This is a genomic window from Saprospiraceae bacterium, assembly GCA_016713025.1.
Classification (GTDB): Bacteria; Bacteroidota; Bacteroidia; order Chitinophagales; family Saprospiraceae; genus OLB9.
On record JADJPZ010000003.1, the window covers coordinates 187209 to 205979 of the forward strand.

15 protein-coding genes and 1 pseudogene are annotated in these 18771 nt (G+C 38.4%); 10 read left to right on the forward strand and 6 right to left on the reverse strand.

What is annotated here, in order from left to right:
- The 8 genes from IPK35_03840 to IPK35_03875 all read left to right on the forward strand — a co-directional run bounded on the left by IPK35_03840 (position 1) and on the right by IPK35_03875 (position 8386).
- Positions 1–1638: an altronate dehydratase gene (locus IPK35_03840; GenBank protein MBK8052416.1), complete on the forward strand. Its 1638-nt coding sequence runs from the start codon at positions 1–3 to the stop codon at positions 1636–1638.
- Between the two features lie 23 nt (positions 1639–1661).
- Positions 1662–3080, forward strand: a complete 1419-nt coding sequence (gene uxaC, locus IPK35_03845) for a glucuronate isomerase (GenBank protein ID MBK8052417.1) — start codon at positions 1662–1664, stop codon at positions 3078–3080.
- Positions 3081–3121: 41 nt separating this feature from the next.
- A complete protein-coding gene (locus IPK35_03850; GenBank protein MBK8052418.1) occupies positions 3122–3892 on the forward strand; it encodes an SDR family oxidoreductase in 771 nt (256 codons plus the stop codon).
- Between the two features lie 70 nt (positions 3893–3962).
- Positions 3963–4793 carry a 5-dehydro-4-deoxy-D-glucuronate isomerase gene (gene kduI, locus IPK35_03855; protein ID MBK8052419.1) on the forward strand — a complete coding sequence of 277 codons (831 nt, stop codon included), beginning with the start codon at positions 3963–3965 and terminating at the stop codon, positions 4791–4793.
- A 53-nt stretch (positions 4794–4846) separates the two neighbouring features.
- The gene (locus IPK35_03860; GenBank protein MBK8052420.1) at positions 4847–5872 is read left to right on the forward strand and encodes a sugar kinase; all 1026 of its coding nucleotides are present in this window, start codon (positions 4847–4849) and stop codon (positions 5870–5872) included.
- 12 nt (positions 5873–5884) lie between these two features.
- Complete coding sequence (locus tag IPK35_03865) at positions 5885–6334, forward strand: YhcH/YjgK/YiaL family protein (protein MBK8052421.1); 450 nt, start codon at positions 5885–5887, stop codon at positions 6332–6334.
- 24 nt (positions 6335–6358) lie between these two features.
- Positions 6359–7021: a bifunctional 4-hydroxy-2-oxoglutarate aldolase/2-dehydro-3-deoxy-phosphogluconate aldolase gene (locus IPK35_03870; protein ID MBK8052422.1), complete on the forward strand. Its 663-nt coding sequence runs from the start codon at positions 6359–6361 to the stop codon at positions 7019–7021.
- A gap of 6 nt (positions 7022–7027) precedes the next feature.
- A complete protein-coding gene (locus tag IPK35_03875; protein ID MBK8052423.1) occupies positions 7028–8386 on the forward strand; it encodes an MFS transporter in 1359 nt (452 codons plus the stop codon).
- A gap of 158 nt (positions 8387–8544) precedes the next feature.
- On the opposite strand, the gene IPK35_03880 is transcribed toward IPK35_03875, so the two are convergent.
- Both IPK35_03880 and IPK35_03885 read right to left on the reverse strand, forming a co-directional pair.
- Positions 8545–10386, reverse strand: a complete 1842-nt coding sequence (locus IPK35_03880; protein MBK8052424.1) for a hypothetical protein — start codon at positions 10384–10386, stop codon at positions 8545–8547.
- Positions 10346–11869 (reverse strand): ThuA domain-containing protein, encoded by a 1524-nt coding sequence (locus IPK35_03885; protein ID MBK8052425.1) that lies wholly within the window; start codon positions 11867–11869, stop codon positions 10346–10348. The genes IPK35_03880 and IPK35_03885 overlap by 41 nt, the downstream gene beginning before the upstream one ends.
- A gap of 229 nt (positions 11870–12098) precedes the next feature.
- Between IPK35_03885 and IPK35_03890 the strand changes: the two genes are divergently transcribed.
- On the forward strand, positions 12099–12242 hold the full coding sequence (locus tag IPK35_03890; protein MBK8052426.1) for a hypothetical protein: 144 nt from the start codon (positions 12099–12101) through the stop codon (positions 12240–12242).
- A gap of 316 nt (positions 12243–12558) precedes the next feature.
- Here IPK35_03890 and mqnC read toward each other — a convergent pair.
- From mqnC to IPK35_03910, 4 genes and pseudogenes are all read right to left on the reverse strand, one after another.
- Positions 12559–13709 (reverse strand): annotated as a pseudogene (gene mqnC / locus IPK35_03895) (dehypoxanthine futalosine cyclase).
- A 71-nt stretch (positions 13710–13780) separates the two neighbouring features.
- On the reverse strand, positions 13781–14632 hold the full coding sequence (locus tag IPK35_03900; GenBank protein MBK8052427.1) for a hypothetical protein: 852 nt from the start codon (positions 14630–14632) through the stop codon (positions 13781–13783).
- A gap of 41 nt (positions 14633–14673) precedes the next feature.
- On the reverse strand, positions 14674–15456 hold the full coding sequence (locus IPK35_03905; GenBank protein MBK8052428.1) for a UDP-2,3-diacylglucosamine diphosphatase: 783 nt from the start codon (positions 15454–15456) through the stop codon (positions 14674–14676).
- A 733-nt stretch (positions 15457–16189) separates the two neighbouring features.
- Positions 16190–17593, reverse strand: coding sequence for a DUF3943 domain-containing protein (locus IPK35_03910; protein ID MBK8052429.1), 1404 nt, complete (start codon positions 17591–17593; stop codon positions 16190–16192).
- Between the two features lie 173 nt (positions 17594–17766).
- On the opposite strand from IPK35_03910, the gene IPK35_03915 reads away from it, so the two are divergent.
- A complete protein-coding gene (locus IPK35_03915) occupies positions 17767–18678 on the forward strand; it encodes a YegS/Rv2252/BmrU family lipid kinase (GenBank protein ID MBK8052430.1) in 912 nt (303 codons plus the stop codon).
- The last annotated feature ends 93 nt before the right edge of the window (positions 18679–18771 follow it).

Consider the following 18771-nt stretch of genomic DNA (forward strand, 5'->3'; position numbering starts at 1 on the left):
ATGAATTTGACTGAATATATAAAAATTCATCATAATGATAATGTAGCGGTTGCTTTACAGAATTTAAAAGCAGGCACTCAAATTTCGTTTGGCGAAATAACGTTTATCTTGCCTGAAGATATTCAGGCCAAGCATAAATTTACTCTTCATTCTATTTCTAAAGGACAAACATTGATCATGTATGGCATTGTTGTCGGTACGGCAAAGATGGACCTGATGCAAGGAGCTGCGGTTAAAGTTCAAAATGTGGAGCATCAAACATCACCTGTCGTAAACAGACAGCCTATTACACATTGGGAAAAACCACCCGTAAATCAGTGGCAAAATGTTACTTTCAAGGGATATCACCGGAAGGATGGTAGTGTAGGTACAGCCAATTATTGGCTGGTGTTTCCTTTGGTATTTTGTGAAAATAAAAATATTGAAGTCATTAAGGAAGCTATCAATGATGCACTTGGATATAATCAATATAATAAATACAAGGAATTTGCCAAAAAACATCTGCAGCAGATGTTAAACCATGAAAAAAGTGTTGATGGCGTACATACAGAGGTAATTATTAATACCCGTCCATTCGAGAATGTTGATGGCGTAAAATTTATCACTCACCAAATGGGTTGTGGATGTACTCGGCAGGATGCACAAGCCTTATGCGGTCTTTTGGCAGGTTATCTTACTAATCCGAATGTAGCAGGTGCCACTGTCTTGAGCTTGGGATGCCAGAATGCACAGTTCGAAATACTCAGAAATGAAATCTTGGCCAGAGATACTCAATTTGACAAGCCATTATTCTATTTTGATCAGCAAACTTTAGGTACTGAAGATGTTTTGATAGAAGAAGCTATAAAAGCAACACTTGAAGGCATGGCTTTGGCCAATAAAGAAGAACGTAAAGAAGCTCCCTTAAGTAAATTGGTCATTGGGCTTGAATGTGGAGGATCAGATGGGTTTTCTGGTATCTCTGCCAACCCAACAGTGGGTTATGTATCCGATATGGTAGTTGCGTTAGGAGGAACTGCCGTACTTGCGGAATTTCCGGAATTATGTGGTGTGGAGCAGGAACTTTGCAACAGATGTGTTTCGGACCAATTGGCTGATACATTTTTAGACTTAATGCAAAAATATGAAAAGGCAGCAATCGATGTCGGATCAGGGTTTGACATGAATCCTTCACCCGGCAATATCAAAGATGGACTGATCACAGACGCCATGAAGTCAGCTGGCGCAGCCAAAAAAGGTGGAATATCTCCTGTTACTGACGTCTTGGATTATCCTCAAAAAGTAAGAAAACATGGCTTAAACCTACTCAATACACCAGGTAACGATGTGGAATCAACGACAGCCTTGGCTGGCAGTGGTTGTAATATCATTTTATTTACCACCGGACTGGGTACTCCTACTGGCAATCCTGTAGTTCCCGTGATCAAGATATCCAGCAATACAGCCCTGTCCGCCAGGATGTCTGATATAATCGATTTTAATGCGGGTACTGTGATTGAAGGAAAAAATACCATTGGCGAAGCAGCAAACCAGCTCCTGGATTATATTGTAAAAGTGGCAAGTGGAGAAGTGCTGTCAAAAGCAACAATTAACCAACAAAATGATTTTATTCCTTGGAAACGAGGGGTATCTCTTTAGTTTTGTAAAAAAATATCTGAATTATGTACGCTATAACAAACAGTAAAACCTTTCTTGACGAAAACTTCCTGCTTCACAGTGACACCGCAGCCCGTCTTTACCATGATTTTGCTAAAGAAATGCCGATCATAGATTATCACAACCACCTTCCGCCCGATCAGATTGCCACAAATCACCGGTTTGATAATATCACACAGGTTTGGTTATATGGCGATCATTATAAATGGAGGGCAATGAGAACTATGGGAGTAGATGAGTCGTACATTACAGGCGTAAAATCAGACAAAGAAAAGTTTTTAAAATGGGCTGAAGTTGTACCATTCACGCTTAGAAATCCTCTGTATCATTGGACACATCTGGAGTTGCAGAGATATTTTGATGTGCATGAAATATTAAACAATAATACTGCTGAAAATATATACAATAATGCATCGGAAATTCTAAAGCATCCATCCCACCATGTGCAGGGACTGCTTGAACAGATGCATGTCAAAGTAGTCTGTACTACTGATGACCCAACTGACAATTTGAGCTATCATATCGCTTTTGCTGCTGCTGAACATCCTTCTTTAAAGATGTTTCCTTCCTTCAGGCCTGATAAATTTATACACATAGAGCAAAGTACGTTTATACCGTTTATAGAAAAGCTTTCAGATGTAACTACTTCATCAATTGGAACCTTTGATGACCTTGTTAATAAACTTAAATATAGGGCACAGTTTTTTGCAGAATTGGGATGCAAGGCATCTGATCATGGCCTGGAGTACATTTCAGATACGCCAGGTACAAGGGAAGAAATTGAAAAGATATTCAAAAAGCGTATCAACCATCAGCCATTAAGCAATACAGAAATTGAACAATATAAATCAGCTATGTTGTATGAGTTGAGCCTGATATATCATGAGTTGGGTTGGGCGCAGCAGTATCATCTTGGCGCGTTGAGAAATAACAACTCCAGAGCATTAAACGCCCTGGGTCCGGATACTGGATGGGACTCTATAGGTGATTGGTCACAAGCAAAAAATTTATCTTCTTTCCTCAACAGACTAAATGAAACCAATCAATTGGCTAAGACCATTATTTATAATCTCAATCCCGCTGATAACGAAGTAATGGCTACGATGATCGGCAACTTCAATGATGGCTCCTTAAAGGGTAAAATCCAGTTTGGTTCCGGTTGGTGGTTTCTTGATCAGAAAGACGGAATGGAAAAACAAATCAATGCGTTGTCCAATATGGGCTTACTGAGCTGTTTTATAGGGATGCTTACAGATTCCAGAAGTTTTCTGTCATTCCCCCGGCATGAATATTTCAGACGTATTTTGTGCAATATTTTTGGCAGTGAAATCGAAAAAGGCGAGTTGCCAAATGATATAGAATGGACCGGCAAAATCATACAGGATATTTGTTATAACAATGCAAAAGAGTTTTTGAACATATAAAAAAAGACATTTAAAGAACTTTTTAAAATCTAAAACTATAAATGCAAACATTAGATTTATTTTCCCTTAAAGGCAAAACAGCACTTGTCACAGGATGCAACAAAGGTATCGGACAAGCCATGGCGATCGCATTGGCAGAAGCTGGTGCTGACATTATCGGGGTATCTGCAACACTCGCATCATCAGGTAGCGAGATAGAAAAAGAAGTGGAAAGTCTTGGAAGAAAATTTAAGGCATATCAGGCTGATTTTTCAGACAGGGACAGTATTTACACTTTTCTTTCGCTTTTATTCAGCGAAAATCCTGAGATAGATATATTGGTCAATAATGCAGGTACTATCCTGCGGGCACCTGCCGCAGATCACCCTGATGAATATTGGGACAAGGTACTTAGTATTAATTTGGATGCTCAGTTCATTATAGCAAGAGAAGTTGGCAAAAGAATGATTGTAAAAGGAGGTGGAAAGATAATATTTACGTGCTCATTATTAACTTTTCAGGGAGGAATTACCGTGCCGGGATACGCAGCAAGTAAAGGTGCGATCGGAAGCCTTGTGAAATCATTAGCCAATGAATGGGCATCCAAAGGGATTAATGTAAATGGAATTGCTCCGGGTTATATAGCTACTGATAACACAGACGCTCTAAGGAAAGACCCTGAGAGAAGCCAGTCCATACTTTCGAGGATACCAGCCGGACTATGGGGCCAAACTGAAGATTTTAAAGGTGCTGTTGTTTTTCTGGCATCTGATGCATCTTCATATGTACATGGCACCATACTTACAGTTGATGGCGGATGGATGGGGCGATAAAACGCTTTAATGGTCTGATAATTTTTGTAAATTTTGCAAAATTTTATTAAAAAGTGAATAAATAAATAATATGAAAATCAGATTTCAAAATAGCCCAAAGGAAACCAAACATATGGTTACTGAGGAACTTAAAGAAAATTTTTTAGTCCAAGATTTAATGTTGCCTGGTAAAATAGATCTTACTTATACACATTATGACAGGATGATCATTGGTGGGGCAGTACCTCAAAATACATCTGTCTCTCTTCCATACGAAGAAGAGCTCAAATCCGGTTATTTTTTGGAAAGAAGAGAAATGGGCATCATTAATGTGGGCGGTAATGGATCAGTAGTTGCAGATGGAATTGTTTATAATCTCTCAAAACTGGAGTGTTTATACCTCGGCAGAGGGACAAAAGAAGTAAGTTTTGCAAGTGATGCCACTGACAATCCGGCAATTTTTTACCTTCTGTCAGCGCCAGCACATCAATCATATCCAAATCGTAAAATGACCAAAGCCGAAGCATCACCAGTAAATATGGGTGACATCCTCACTTCCAATAAAAGGACAATTTATAAATATATCCACAACGATGGTATTCAAAGTTGCCAATTGGTCATGGGTCTGACGGTATTGGAAGAGGGTAATGTTTGGAATTCAGTACCACCGCATACTCATACGAGAAGAATGGAAGCCTATTTCTATTTTGACCTTGCAGAAGGACACAGAGTGATGCATTTTATGGGCGAACCACAGGAAACAAGGCATATAGTCATGGCAAATAATGAAGCGGTCATTTCTGCACCATGGAGTATGCATTTCGGTGTAGGTACATCCAACTATGGTTTTATCTGGGGTATGGCTGGTGAAAATAAAGAATTTACAGATATGGATCAGAAACCTTTGGCTTCATTGATGTAAACAAGCTTAAAAAACAATAATTTCTTTTTAAAAATAAACTCAAAGATAACATTATGTCAAAAAAAGTAGTAACCCTTGGAGAAATCATGCTGAGACTTTCCACACCTGATTTCAAAAGATTTGTACAGGCAGATACCTTTGATATTACCTATGGTGGTGGTGAAGCCAATGTATCAGCAGCCTTGTGTAATTATGGACTTAACGGCACATTTGTAACAAAAGTTCCCAATAATCCAATAGGTCAGTCAGCCATCAACCACCTGAGAAGATATGGCGTAGATACACAATACATAGCGAGAGGCGGAGAAAGATTGGGTATATATTTCCTTGAGACAGGAGCATCTATGAGGGCTTCACAGGTTGTATATGACAGAGCGGGTGCATCTATAGCAGATGTGGATGCTTCAGAATTTGACTTTGACAAAATATTTGACGGTGCAGTATGGTTTCATACCACTGGAATCACACCGGCGTTGAGCGACAAGGCTGCTGCATTGACAGAAGCCGCACTCAAAGCTGCAAAAGCTAAAGGTATCACCACAAGTATTGACTTGAATTACCGTAAGAAACTATGGTCAAAAGAAAAAGCGCGCGAAGTGATGACCAGACTTTGTCAGTATGTAGATGTATGTATAGGCAATGAAGAAGATGCAGATACCACGCTGGGATTTAAAGCTGCACATACTGATGTCACCAAAGGAGAACTCAACCTTGACGGATTTAAAGATGTCTTTCACCAGATGAAAGAAAAATTTGGCTTCAAATTTATTGCTTCATCGCTACGGGAGAGTTACAGTGCAAGTGATAATGGTTGGAGTGCTTTAGTGTACGACGGTAATGAATTTTATCATTCCAAAGAGTATAAAGTAAGAATTGTGGACCGTGTAGGAAGCGGAGACTCCTTTGCAAGCGGACTCATCTATGGATTGGTGACGGGTATGCCTATGCCTGATGCCGCAGAGTTTGGAGTAGCAGCAAGCGCATTAAAACATACCATACCTGGAGATCTGAACCATGCCACGTTGGGCGAAGTCAAAGACCTGATGAAAGGAGATGGCAGTGGAAGAGTTCAAAGATAAAAATGTATTACAATGATAATAGATACTATAGGCAATGCTTCAAAATATGAAGGTGTACATCCACTTTTTAACGAAGCTTTTAATTATATTCGCACCACTGATTTCAATGAAATGCCGGATGGTAAGTTTGAAATTGCAGACGGATTAATAGGAATACTTAGTAAAGCTCCTGGTAAGATAAAAGAAGCCAGCTTGTCAAAGTTTGAATGTCATGACAAAAATATAGATATTCAATTGTGCATCAAAGGGCAGGAGACCTTTGGCTGGAAACCAAGATCAACCTGTAAGCTCAGGAACGGAGAGTATAACGAAGAGAAAGATGTGCAGTTTTTTGCGGATAGCCCTGACATGTTTTTTGAATTAAGTGACGATCAATTTGTCATCTTTTTTCCGGAAGATGTACATGCGCCTATGATAGGAAATGGAGACATCAAAAAATTGGTCATTAAAGTCAGAATCTAAGAAATCCAATAAACTTTAATATTTATGAACAATACAGAAAAAATTACCAAAGCGATTATAGATCAGGGCATGTTACCACTGTATTTTAATGCCGATGAGACAGTAAGTATAGAAATACTCAGATCATTGTACGAAGGAGGAGTAAGAGTGCTTGAATACACCAATAGAGGAGAAGCCGCCAAGGCAAATTTTAAAAAAATGGTGGAAGTGCGCAATGGTGAATTACCTGGTATGTTGCTGGGAGTTGGTACCATAAAAAACCTCAGGACAGCAAAGGACTATCTGGAAATAGGAGCCGACTTCCTGGTGAGTCCCGGTTATGTTCCGAAAGTAGCAAAGTATGCTGTAAAAAATGATATATTTTATGCACCCGGCTGCATGACTCCGACAGAGATTATAGCAGCTGAAAATGTAGGAATCCGATTCATAAAATTATTTCCTGGCAACATGCTTGGACCTGAATTCCTGAGTTCGATAAAGGATATTTTCCCTGGTTTGTATTTTATGCCTACGGGAGGTGTGGATACCACTCTAGAAAATATCAGCGGATGGTTTAAAGCCGGAGTTTGTGCGGTTGGGATGGGTAGCAAGCTCATCAGTAAAAAATTGATGGAAGATCGTAATTATATGACCATCCAAAGTGAAACAAAAAAAGTCCTCGAATTAATTCAATCAATTAAAAAATAATTAAAAATGTTAAAAACAATAGGTAAATATCGCTGGACAATATGTTCACTACTATTTTTTGCCACCACCATCAACTATCTGGACAGACAGGTACTTTCCCTATTGAAACCAACGCTGGAAGCAGAGTTTGGGTGGACCAATAGTCAGTATGCAGATATTGCATCTGCTTTTCAGTTTACCTATGCTATTGCCATGCTATTTGCAGGCAGAATCATCGATAAATTAGGAACAAAAAAAGGATTTATCTGGGCTATTGTACTATGGTCATTAGGTGCTATGATACACGCCTGGGCAGTCCCGATTGGTGACGGACTGCTCAAGGTATTAGGTTGGGTAGGCATCATCAGCGTACCTGCATCCGTACTTGGTTTTATGTTTTCAAGGATGGCATTGGCAGTGGGTGAAGCGGGCAATTTTCCGGGAGCAATCAAAGCTACTGCAGAGTATTTTCCAAAAAAAGAAAGATCATTTGCCACAGGAATTTTCAACTCCGGAGCCAATGTAGGGGCTATATTAGCGCCACTTTCTGTTCCCTGGATAGAGAGTCATTATGGTTGGCAAGCAGCATTTTTAGTTGTTGGAGCCATTGGGTTTATATGGTTGATTTTCTGGATGGTCTTATACGAAAAGCCTGAACAGCAGACCAGAATGAGCAAAGAAGAATTAGCTTATATTCAGGCTGGTGATGAAGTGATAGAAACGAAAACAGACGAACCGCACCAACATATCCCATGGGTAAAACTATTGGGTTACAATCAGACCTGGTCATTTATTATAGGCAAGTTTATGACTGATGGTGTCTGGTGGTTTTTCCTGTTTTGGTTGCCGGCATTTCTCAAAGACCAGTATGGCATGGAGAAAACTGAAATTATGTTACCTTTAGCAGTGCTCTACTCCCTGACGATGTTCGGTAGTATAGGTGGCGGATGGTTTCCTACATTTTTCATCAATAAAGGCTACGAAGTCTATTCAGCAAGAATGAAAGCCATGTTCATGATCGCGGTCATTCCCTTGGTAGTACTTGCTGCACAGCCTCTGGGACATATTACTTTTTGGATTCCTGTTTTGCTGATCGGCATCGGTGCATCGGCACATCAGGCTTGGAGTGCCAATATATTCACCACAGTCTCAGATCTTTTTCCTAAATCAGCCATAGGCTCAGTGGTAGGCATGGGTGGCATGGCCGGTGGATTAGGAGGAGTACTGATTACAAAGATAGCCGGAGCGCTATTCGATCATTACAAAGCATTGGGTCACATCGAGACGGGATACACCATTATGTTTACATTCTGTGCAGTGGCATATCTGCTGGCATGGGCGATCATGAAGACATTGGTTCCGAAGTTTAAGCAGGTGATGCTGTGATCACCTTTATAAGTTTTCAACATATTTTTTGGACCGGGAATGAAATGTTTTGAACAACATGTCTCAATTTGTAGAAATTTTGGTCTGGAATAGGAAATAAACATACTCTAATTCCAATGATTTCCACTTTTAATTTCATTTGGTCTAATATGTTGATTTCATTTTAGAAAAACCATTTTTTCTATCAATAGCTCATTTTCACGATGATCATTGGGTGTGACTACCAATTGGTAGTCTCTTTTTCCTGGTTGCGCGGTATTGATGGTGATGTTGTTATTGCCTCTGTCACGAACTGTTCCAGTGCCCATAACCTTTTTTGTGGCTTTATCTATGACTTGAAGATCAAATGTACTTTTGGGATCTGACTTTTTTCCTGCGATGTTCAGTATGATGTTTTTGATCTTAAATAAATCTATATTCTTCAATTCCATGACACCACCGTCGGGAGGCAATTGGCAATACTCCTTATTATTCACGTTTTTCCTGGTGAATCCATTTTCTTTGGGCAGAAAATTTGCATTGATTTCATTGTATTGAAGTTTTATAAAGGCAGATGTTAAGATAGGTTTTGATTTGTTGTCAGGCAAGTCAGTATATGAAGCTTTCAAGAACAACATGTTTCTGTTTTTATCTTTTACATCCGGTTTGGCATTGATACTTCCGGACAATGGCAGACTTTTTTTCAAGGTAGATTCCGGTTTTGCCAAACTCAAGATCCATTCTGTTATCATTTTTGCATCTTCTTCAGAAATGGTTGGATGGGCTGCCATGGCTACTTCTCCCCATTTACCTGAGCCACCTAGTCGTATTTTTTCGGACAGATATGCCACTGCATTCTTATCTTCTGCATACCGCTCAGCAATAGCTATATATGAAGGACCTATTGATGTGGTATCTTTTTTATGACATGACTGGCAGTCAGATATGGCCATAAGATTTTCGCCAAATGATCCATTGGAAGATTCGACATGTCCGAGTTTATTCCAGGGAGCATTGATTTCCTTAGACACCATCACATTTTTTAATATGATATCTTTGTCATCCTTGATATCAATACTGTACCTCACAGGTGTATCTGTAAAGTAAAATGTCTGATTACCATCGACCGAGATGTTAATTTGCGGCGCATCATTACCGGAATTAAGCACCAGAGTTTCTGATGTTGATATATTGCCTGAAGCGTCGCTTACTTCGCATTTCAGTAGAGATTGGCTCACAGAGTTGATACTTTTTGAAAATACAGAATCTGTGGAACTAAATTTTTCTCCATTTAGGTACCATGTATATGTCAATACATCTTTATCAGGATCAATAGCATCCACTACAGCTCTGAATGTATGTGGAAGTACACTTTCTGTTTTGTCTACTTTGATTTTATTGATGCGCGGCACCCTGTTTTCAGGCGCATAGTTAACTCTTGAAAGTCCCGAATCACTATTTTTTAAAAACCATCCTTTTCCATATTCCAATATATAAATCTGGCCATCGTCTGCCATCTCTATATCAATGATATTATTAAATTTATATTCTTCCAAAAATGGTTCTATAACATTATCGGAGGCTACATCAACCAATTTTATCCAGTCACGTATCCAGTCATAAATGAGCAATTTCCCACTGAAATATGTGGGCAGTTTGGTCTTGCTTTGATACAAGTCTTCATAGTAAACCGGACCAGCCATAGCATTGCGTCCACCACTGCCCAGCATAGGGAATTCGTCTGACTTGTCGTAAGGGTAGTATATCAAGGCGGGTACTGCAGGTGGTAACTCTTTTAATCCGGTATTGACTCTCGATTCATTGATCGGCTTAGCAGGGTCATATTTGACCCCTGAAATACCGGTATCGTAATCGTACATGTTGTAAGCATAATTATTCCCTACAAATAAAGGCCAACCGAAATTTCCGGGAGCTTTGGCTTGATTTATTTCGTCATATCCTCTTGGTCCACGACTATCACTATTTGTACCTGCATCCGTACCTACTTCTCCCCAGTACAAGTAGCTGTTTTTTTTTATCCACCGATATCCTATAGGGATTCCGGTTTCCCATGACATAAATTTCCGGCCTTGCTTTAGGGTTTCCGGGCTTAAAAAGATTATCTTCCGGTATAGAAAACGTAGCATCGGGGTTTCTTTTTAATCGTAAAATTTTCCCGCGTAAATCATTGGTGTTGGCCGAAGAGCGTCTGGCGTCATACTGCTCAAATCCCGGTCTGTCATCCTGAGGTGCATACCCGTTATTTACATATTTCTGATCTAATTGATCAAAGGGTGTGGCATTATCTCCGGTACTCAGAAAAAGATATTGCCCATCCCCTGAAAAAGCAACAGAACCGCCTGTATGGCAACATATTTCTCTCTCCGACTCTACTTCGAGCACCGCTACCTCCGATGCCATATGTAGAGAATCACCTTTAAAAACAAACCTTGATAGCCTGTTGACAGGTTTGTCCACTGCCGCATAAAAAAGGTAGACATAATTGTTTTTGGCAAATTCAGGATCTTTTGTCAATCCCATAAGTCCTTCTTCTACATTGACTCCTTTTTTTTTTGACTGGTGATAGACATCCAGTTTTCCTACTTCAGTAATTTTTTTTTGTGACTCACTGTATAGCATCACTTCGCCTCTACGTTGTGCTATCAATACATCTTTGTTGGGTAAGATGGTCATTTCTGTAGGTTCAAATAACTGTCCTTGGATCAACCTTTCCAAGGTTAATCTGTCGTTTTCAGGTCTTATAGGTGCTTTCGCTTTTTTATAATTTCTTTTGTTTTTGCCTACGGCCCACTTTATGCCGCCTAAAACGTGCTGCAAAAAGGCTTCTTCCTGAAAGGATTCATTCGTATGTCCCAAACCAGTGTACCAGGCTCTTCCACCATCATATTCGTGATACCAGGCCATAGGATGGTTTTTTCCGTTTTTTCCGCCTTCATAGCTGGTTTCATCGATTTGTATCAGCACTTTCACATCCGGATTCATAGATTTGAAATCATACCACTCATCGAATCGGGCCCACTCTTTGTTTAAGTGTCTTGTGCTTTCGTGAGTTTGATCCATTACGATAAGTTTCGCTTTCTGTTGTTTTGGGTGGCTCATAAAATATGCTCCGGCCAGCTTATTGAACCATGGCCAATGATATTCAGCATCGCAGGCCGCATGAATACCAACCCATCCGCCACCTGCTTGAATATACCTTTGAAATGCATTCTTTTGCCCGGCGTCAAACAATTCGCCTGTCGAATGCATAAATAAAAGCGCACTGTATTTCTTTAAATTTTCTTCATTAAATTTTTCAGAATCTGAAGTAGTGTCAATAGTAATTCCATTTTCAAGACCCAATTTGAAAATGGCTGCTACACCAGCTTCGATGGATTGATGTCTGAAAGTTTGAGTTTTTGTAAAAACCAATATCTTGACTTCCTTCTTGGTACAAGAAAATAGAAAACAACAAAAAATTAACAGGAATATGACTTTGTTCATGATCGTTAATGAGTATAAATGTTCAAAATGTATGATCTATGAGCAAATGTAAAGGAAAATAGTTGTTAATTGTCAAAATGTAATTAAAAATTAAACAGTAAATATAAACATATTAATACCTGAGAATCCACTTACAAACTTTGCTGATCAGGTACCCGAAATTAGAGTATGTTTAAATTTTTATGTTTATGTGAAAGTGAGAAAATTTTATTATACCTAAATATCTAAAATGAGATTCGTAGTGAGAGCTTCAAATACAAGAAAATCAGTACTTTTAGCGACAAATCATAGTCACCACTATGGTGCGAAGCTAAAAGTGAGAAAAGCGACTGATTTTGAGGTATTTGGAGGTCGTAATAGATTATCATTTTAGATTTTTAGGTTATAGACAAGATGACTGAATGGTCTCGTCTGTGTCGAGAATTGAGTAAAATACCTTACTCTATAAAGCGTCGCATTGAGCGTAGCCGAAGCGATGCACTGAGCTAAGTCGAAGTGTGAAGGAACTGCGAGCAGCTCATTAATAAAGCCGGTCAAGACGATTTTTAAAAAAATGTCTTGATCGGGACAGAAGAGTCCCGAGAGCTCAAGGTTAGCTTGACACGGTACGGCGAAAAATATAACGCTGGGCAAAAAAAAATTGCCACTTGGAGCCAAATGATAAAAGTTTAAACGTACTCTAAATCATTTCAATCCACCATCATTATTTCTCTATCCAATCGCTGTTGTTTCATTTTTGAAGGTAGATCACGGTACTCATACTGCTGATTTCTCAATTGAGGTGTAAACCCAGCTTCTTTGATGGCATTCTGGATACCTTCAGCAGTAAATCTGAATGAAGCACCGGCAGCTGACACCACATTTTCTTCGATCATGATACTACCGAAGTCATTAGCTCCCGCGTGAAGGCAAATCTGGGCTGTTTTTTCCCAACAGTAAGCCAGGAAGCCTGTATGTTGATGATATTGGGCAGCATAATTCTGCTCATTGCTATCATCCGTATATATTCATCACTTGTACATTGATTTCGGGCTCTTTTTATTTTTTTGAGTATGGTATCTTCATCCATAAACGGCCATGGGATGAATGCCAGAAATCCTTTAGCTTGAGCCGGTTTTTCTGATTGCACTTCTCTTAAAGCAACAAAGTGCTGCATCCTTTCAAAGTTGGTTTCTATATGCCCAAACATCATGGTTGCAGATGTGGTGATGTCCAACTGATGTGCCGCTCTCATCACATCGAGCCATTCCTGTCCACCACATTTACCTTTGGAGATCAATCTGCGTACTCTATCGTCCAGAATCTCTGCTCCCGCACCTGGAAGTGAGTCCAGTCCTGCATCTTTCAGTTCCTTTAACACTTCCGTGTGTGTAGATTTTTCTAGTTTGGTGATGTGTGCAATTTCAGGTGGTCCTAGTGCATGAAGTTTTAATTTGGGATAAAGGGATTTTAACTCTTTAAATAAATCTACATAGTACGCCAAACCCAGGTCAGGATGATGACCACCTTGCAGCAATAATTGTTCGCCTCCGAGGTCAAAAGTCTCTTCTATTTTTTGTTTGTACTCTTCTATGGTGGTGATGTATGATTCTCCATGCCCAGGTCTTCTGTAAAAATTACAAAACTTACAATTGGCGATACACACATTGGTCGTGTTGGAATTTCGGTCTATGATCCAGGTGACTTTATCATGTGGCACATGGTGTTTTTTTATGGCATTTCCGACAAACATCAAGTCAGTGGTGGACGCATTTTCAAATAAAAATAGACCTTCTTCGGCTGTCAGAAACTCAAGATGGAGGGCTCGGTTAAGTAGATTTGATATTATTTTAGTATCCATTACTTGTGCAAAGTTATGGATACTAAACTAAATTTAATCATTATGGTTTTTAAAGCCATACCACAAAATCATCACTTCTTGTCACTCTTGTAAACATTGATTCCGTTTTCATTGATTTCGTAGTAATCTCCTGAGGCATGGATGACATATTTCATGCCCTCTTTCCCGACGCTAAATGGTGTGCCCATTAAGATTCTTTCTTTAAACTTGATGGAATAGCTTTTCATTCCGGTTCCTGTGTAGTAATAAATATTTCTGCCATCAAAGGTAAAATGTTTGATATCCTGAGCCTCAAAATGATATTGATATTGACCTAAATTGTCAAAAATATAAAAGCCTTGACTTTTATCACACAACACGACAATGTTATTTTTTTCACGAATGTCATATATACGGGCGTCTTTCATTCCAAAATCATTCACATTGGATGTTTCCAGAATTACCGTTCCATTGTCTCTTATCTTGATAAGTTTAAACTGTACCGGATCATAAACCCAAAAGTTGCCATCATTAGATACTGTACAGGCAGTGATATCAGCAAACTTGTCGCTAAGATTGAGTTCTGAAATCAGACTCAATGTATTGTCCAGGATCACAGCTTTGTTGAAGTCATCACTAAAAACCACTATCTTAAGAGGATTGCTGACATCTATTCTGGAGATAAACCCCGTTTTTTTATCAGCATACCTGTATTGTTCTGTAAGATCAGGTTTGTAATTGATCAGCCTGTTTTTGTTATCGACGACATATAGCCTACCCAAATTATCAACTTCAGCCAGGAATGGTTTTACTTTCAAATGAAAATCACCTTCACCTGGTAATGATGTCGAAACAGTTTTTTTTGTAGGACTACAACTTATCAATATCAAGAGATATAATAAACCGTGGAAACTCAAGTTCCTTTTGGGGCAAAATTGATTCATGATTGCAGAATTATTAGATATCTTGTTTAATATCTACCAAATCACATGCCATAAATCTTTGTATGTTCTGATTTGTAAAATTTTACATGAAATTCTTTTCCATCCCAGACTCCATATGAGCAAACGTACAACCATTCGCCCAGATTGACATACCTGCTTACTCCATTAGAAAGCTTATAATCAACAGGCAAATGTCTATGACCAAATATAAAATAATCTATATTGTCCTTTGCTTCATAGTTTTCGCAGTATTGTACTAACCACTCTTTGGAAGGATCAACAAATGGTGCTTCATCACCTGTGTATTTCCTACTTTTTGAACTGAAATATTTCATAAGACCAATACCTGCATCTGGATGAAGAAGGCTAAATAGCCACTGGCACACAGGATTACTGAAAATGGTTTTTATAATTTTATAGCCTTTGTCCCCTGGGCCCAAACCATCTCCATGTCCGATATAAAATGTTTTGCCGAAAATTTCTTTAATAATCGGCTTTCTGATGATGGGTATGCCCAATTCATCTTCAAAATATCTGAACATCCACATATCATGATTGCCAGTAAAAAAATAAACAGGAATCCCCTTATCTCTTAATGCTGCTAATTTTCCTAAAATTCTAGAGAATCCTTTCGGTATCACTTTCCCATACTCAAACCAAAAATCGAATACATCTCCAACTAAGTAGAGTTCACCCAATTCATCTTCAATTTCTGACAACCAACTCACGATCTTTTTCTCTCGGGCTTCTGTGCAAAGCAAGGCATCTGCTCCAAGATGAAAATCTGAGACAAAAAATACTTTCTTATGTTTAGGTTCGGTCAAAATATTCTTGTGAATAATTTTAGATATTTAGGTTATTTATATTTCAGGTAAGAGTATAATAGGCGGGCAGGTGAACTAAATAAGGCGAATATTTTGAAGCCAGGTTCATAATACATTGATTTTAAGGCAATAAAAATTTAAACATACTCTTAATTTCATCCAGGACTTTTCACAATGGGTTCAACTTTAAACAACATGTTATCAATGCACAAAAACAAAAATATTTGCTATCCAATAGCATTTCTATATCACGTTGCAAAGATACAATTTCCTCTGCTATTTTTAACCCCCATTATGCGTTAGAACTTCGTAATGAAGACCACTACGTTGCAGGCGAGCAGGTAAGATAAGAATTTTCGGAAGCGAATCATAGTTACCACAATAGCAGAGCTGCACGTGGTTTTGTGAGTGATTGAAAATTAGTAGAGTTCCTTATTTTGAGTGAATTTCGGCATGTAATCCCTGCCTCTTGATTGATTGGCAGGCAGGAATTTTTTAATGCATAATGCGGGTTTAAGCTTAACACTTCACAGTAATGCAGCACAATTTCCATGTGCCTGTAATTTACTGTTGCTTCTGCATTGCAGTACTTCAGCCCTCCATCTGGAACAACTGCCTACTATTCATTAAACTATCAAGCACCAATAATCATTCTTTTTTGTAGCTTGCAGTCAGTCTAAGTATTTCATCCTTGAGTTTTTATTTGTTTCTTTATATCTGGAGGCTATCATGTTTAGAAATAAAAAACTAATAGCAAACTTAGATCATGAAAGCTCTCTGATTGATTGAATGTTTCTCCGGCATTTTTGAAATCTGCCTTGCTGTGATAGTGATCATATTGGAAACCTGCATTGATATTTTGATAGATCGGAATATTATATTTTGACTTTATCAAAGTTATGTTTTTTACGCCCGTGGGGTTGTCCTTAGAATTGATTCTGTAGAAATTTAATATGAATTCCAATAATCCATTTTTTTTAAAATCAAATAAACTTTCTGCTTCCAGCATAAGACCATGACCATATATATAATCCCTGTTAAATCTTGGAAAAATATCAATATGTACAGGTACTACAAAGTCAGAATTGCTGCTACCATAGATAATCAAACCTAATTTGGCAGCTAAATGTACATCTGAGACTTCTGAAGTCATCAATAGTGCACCATCTCCGGTTAGACCAATAATACTGAGTTTATATCTGTCATTTTGTAAAAAGTCATAGTGTTGACTCATGCCTGCCAATAGAGATGTGTTTGACGCGAGGCTATATTTTTTACCTAAAATAATCGCATCTGATTGAATATTAAAGTAAGTGTTTCTGCTACCAGATTTAAAATGGTTGATATTCCACAACCATGAGTTGAATCTAAAATGGTCAAAAGCATTATATTTTATTTTGGTTCTGTCGTATATATTTCCATAGCTCAGATCAAAACCAATCCTTTGACCTGCAGCACTCGTGTTCCCCTGAGTTGGATCAAAGCGGTAATTTAAGCCTGTTTTGAGTGAAAACTTCAAAGGTGTAAATGAATTGGCGGTGACAGACAGGTTTTTGCCCAGTACCCACCTGTTGATAGCTGCTACCGGGTTGATCAAACCGCCGATCACCTTTCTGAAGATGGGGTTTTTGAATTTTGAAGGATGGTTCCAGGAGAAATCAGTAAGTCTGTATGTTATCTCACCAAGATATATTCCACCGAAAGTGGTTGTATAGAAATCAATAATACTTGGAGGTTCTGTTTCCGCAAAATATTCCCACAAAAGGCTGTGACCAACAACATATGAAGTGGACTCATAAAATGCTAAATTCTGCATTCTGGCTGCATTAAATGCAAGAGAGCCATGATAAGGATGACCAAACCAGTTTGTTGCAAAAGCATCTCCGTCAGTCATAAACCCACGGTTAATATTGATCCACCATGTGGAAGGGTTTACATCTGCCCAAGCCAATCCCGAAACGTGATAATCAAACCGGTTGATGATGAGGTTTATTCCAAAAATATGATAAATAGGTGTAATGTAGTCTTTTTTAGCCGCCGTATCAAGGATAATGTTATCAATAGAACTCTGAGATCTTGGGTATATCACCGTTCCAAATATTAAAACTACTGACAACCATATAAAGATATTTTTCATATGCCAAACCTGTATTATAGCGAAACAGGTGTTTATAGTAATTATGAGTACGTCAGATTTTTCATGTTTAAGTAAAATTCAAGAAATTTTATAACATACCCTATAACTCCAAACATAAAAGTATCACTATATTTACACAATTTTGATGATCCGGATCAGCTCAAACGATGATAATGAACCAAAATATCGATTCCATCTCTTGTATCATAAACGGGATCAGACCGATCTCAAAAGATATAGTGTCATTTTTTGATGCATTAAAGACAAATTTTAAAGGAAATATTTCATTCTTTTATACAGAATTTCACGGTCATGCCACTGAAATTGCCCGAAATTGCAGTAAAATTCAGGAACATTTGATCATTGCTGTCGGTGGAGATGGAACTTTTAATGAAATAGTCAATGGTGTATTAAAGTCTGAAATGCCAGACACAGCCATTTGTTTGGTTCCAAATGGCACAGGAAATGATTTCTGCAGAGCACAATCCATCAGGTTTGACAGCGATAAAATTCTTTCAGCCATTAAAAATGCAGCTTTTAAATATTATGATGTTGGTCTGATATGCCAAAGTGAACAGAAAAGGTATTTTCTCAATGTGATGGATGCCGGATTTGGCGGATATGCTACCATGCTGCTGGATCGCCAGAGACAGCAAGGATTAAGAGGAGGGTTATCCTATTCTCTGGCTATCTTAAGGACCTTTTTCTGTTTTGAAAAACCTGAGGTAACTATATATATTGACAATGAAATATATTATACCGGAAAATTGATGATGATCGCTGTTAGTAACAGCAAAAGTTTTGGCAACGGACTTATCATATATCCTGATTCCAAACCAGACGACGGACTGCTGGGTGTGACCACCCTAGGCAATGTCACTATCATAGACTATCTACTCAATCTGTCAAATCTAAGGAAAGGCAATTATATCAAACATCCGGCTATCCTGTATACCACATGTTCCCGACTTTCTGTAAAGATCATTTCCGGCGCAGCTCCTATAGAAGCGGACGGAGAAGTCTTTGGAACGGGAGATGTGCATATTGAGGTAGTGCCCTATGCTATCAGAATTATGCAATATTAGTAGTTGTACTTTAGAGTTTGTTTAAAATTTTTCTTAGTTGCAAATCAAGAGATTATGGTTCTGACAATAAAATAATCAACGCAATTAGTGAAC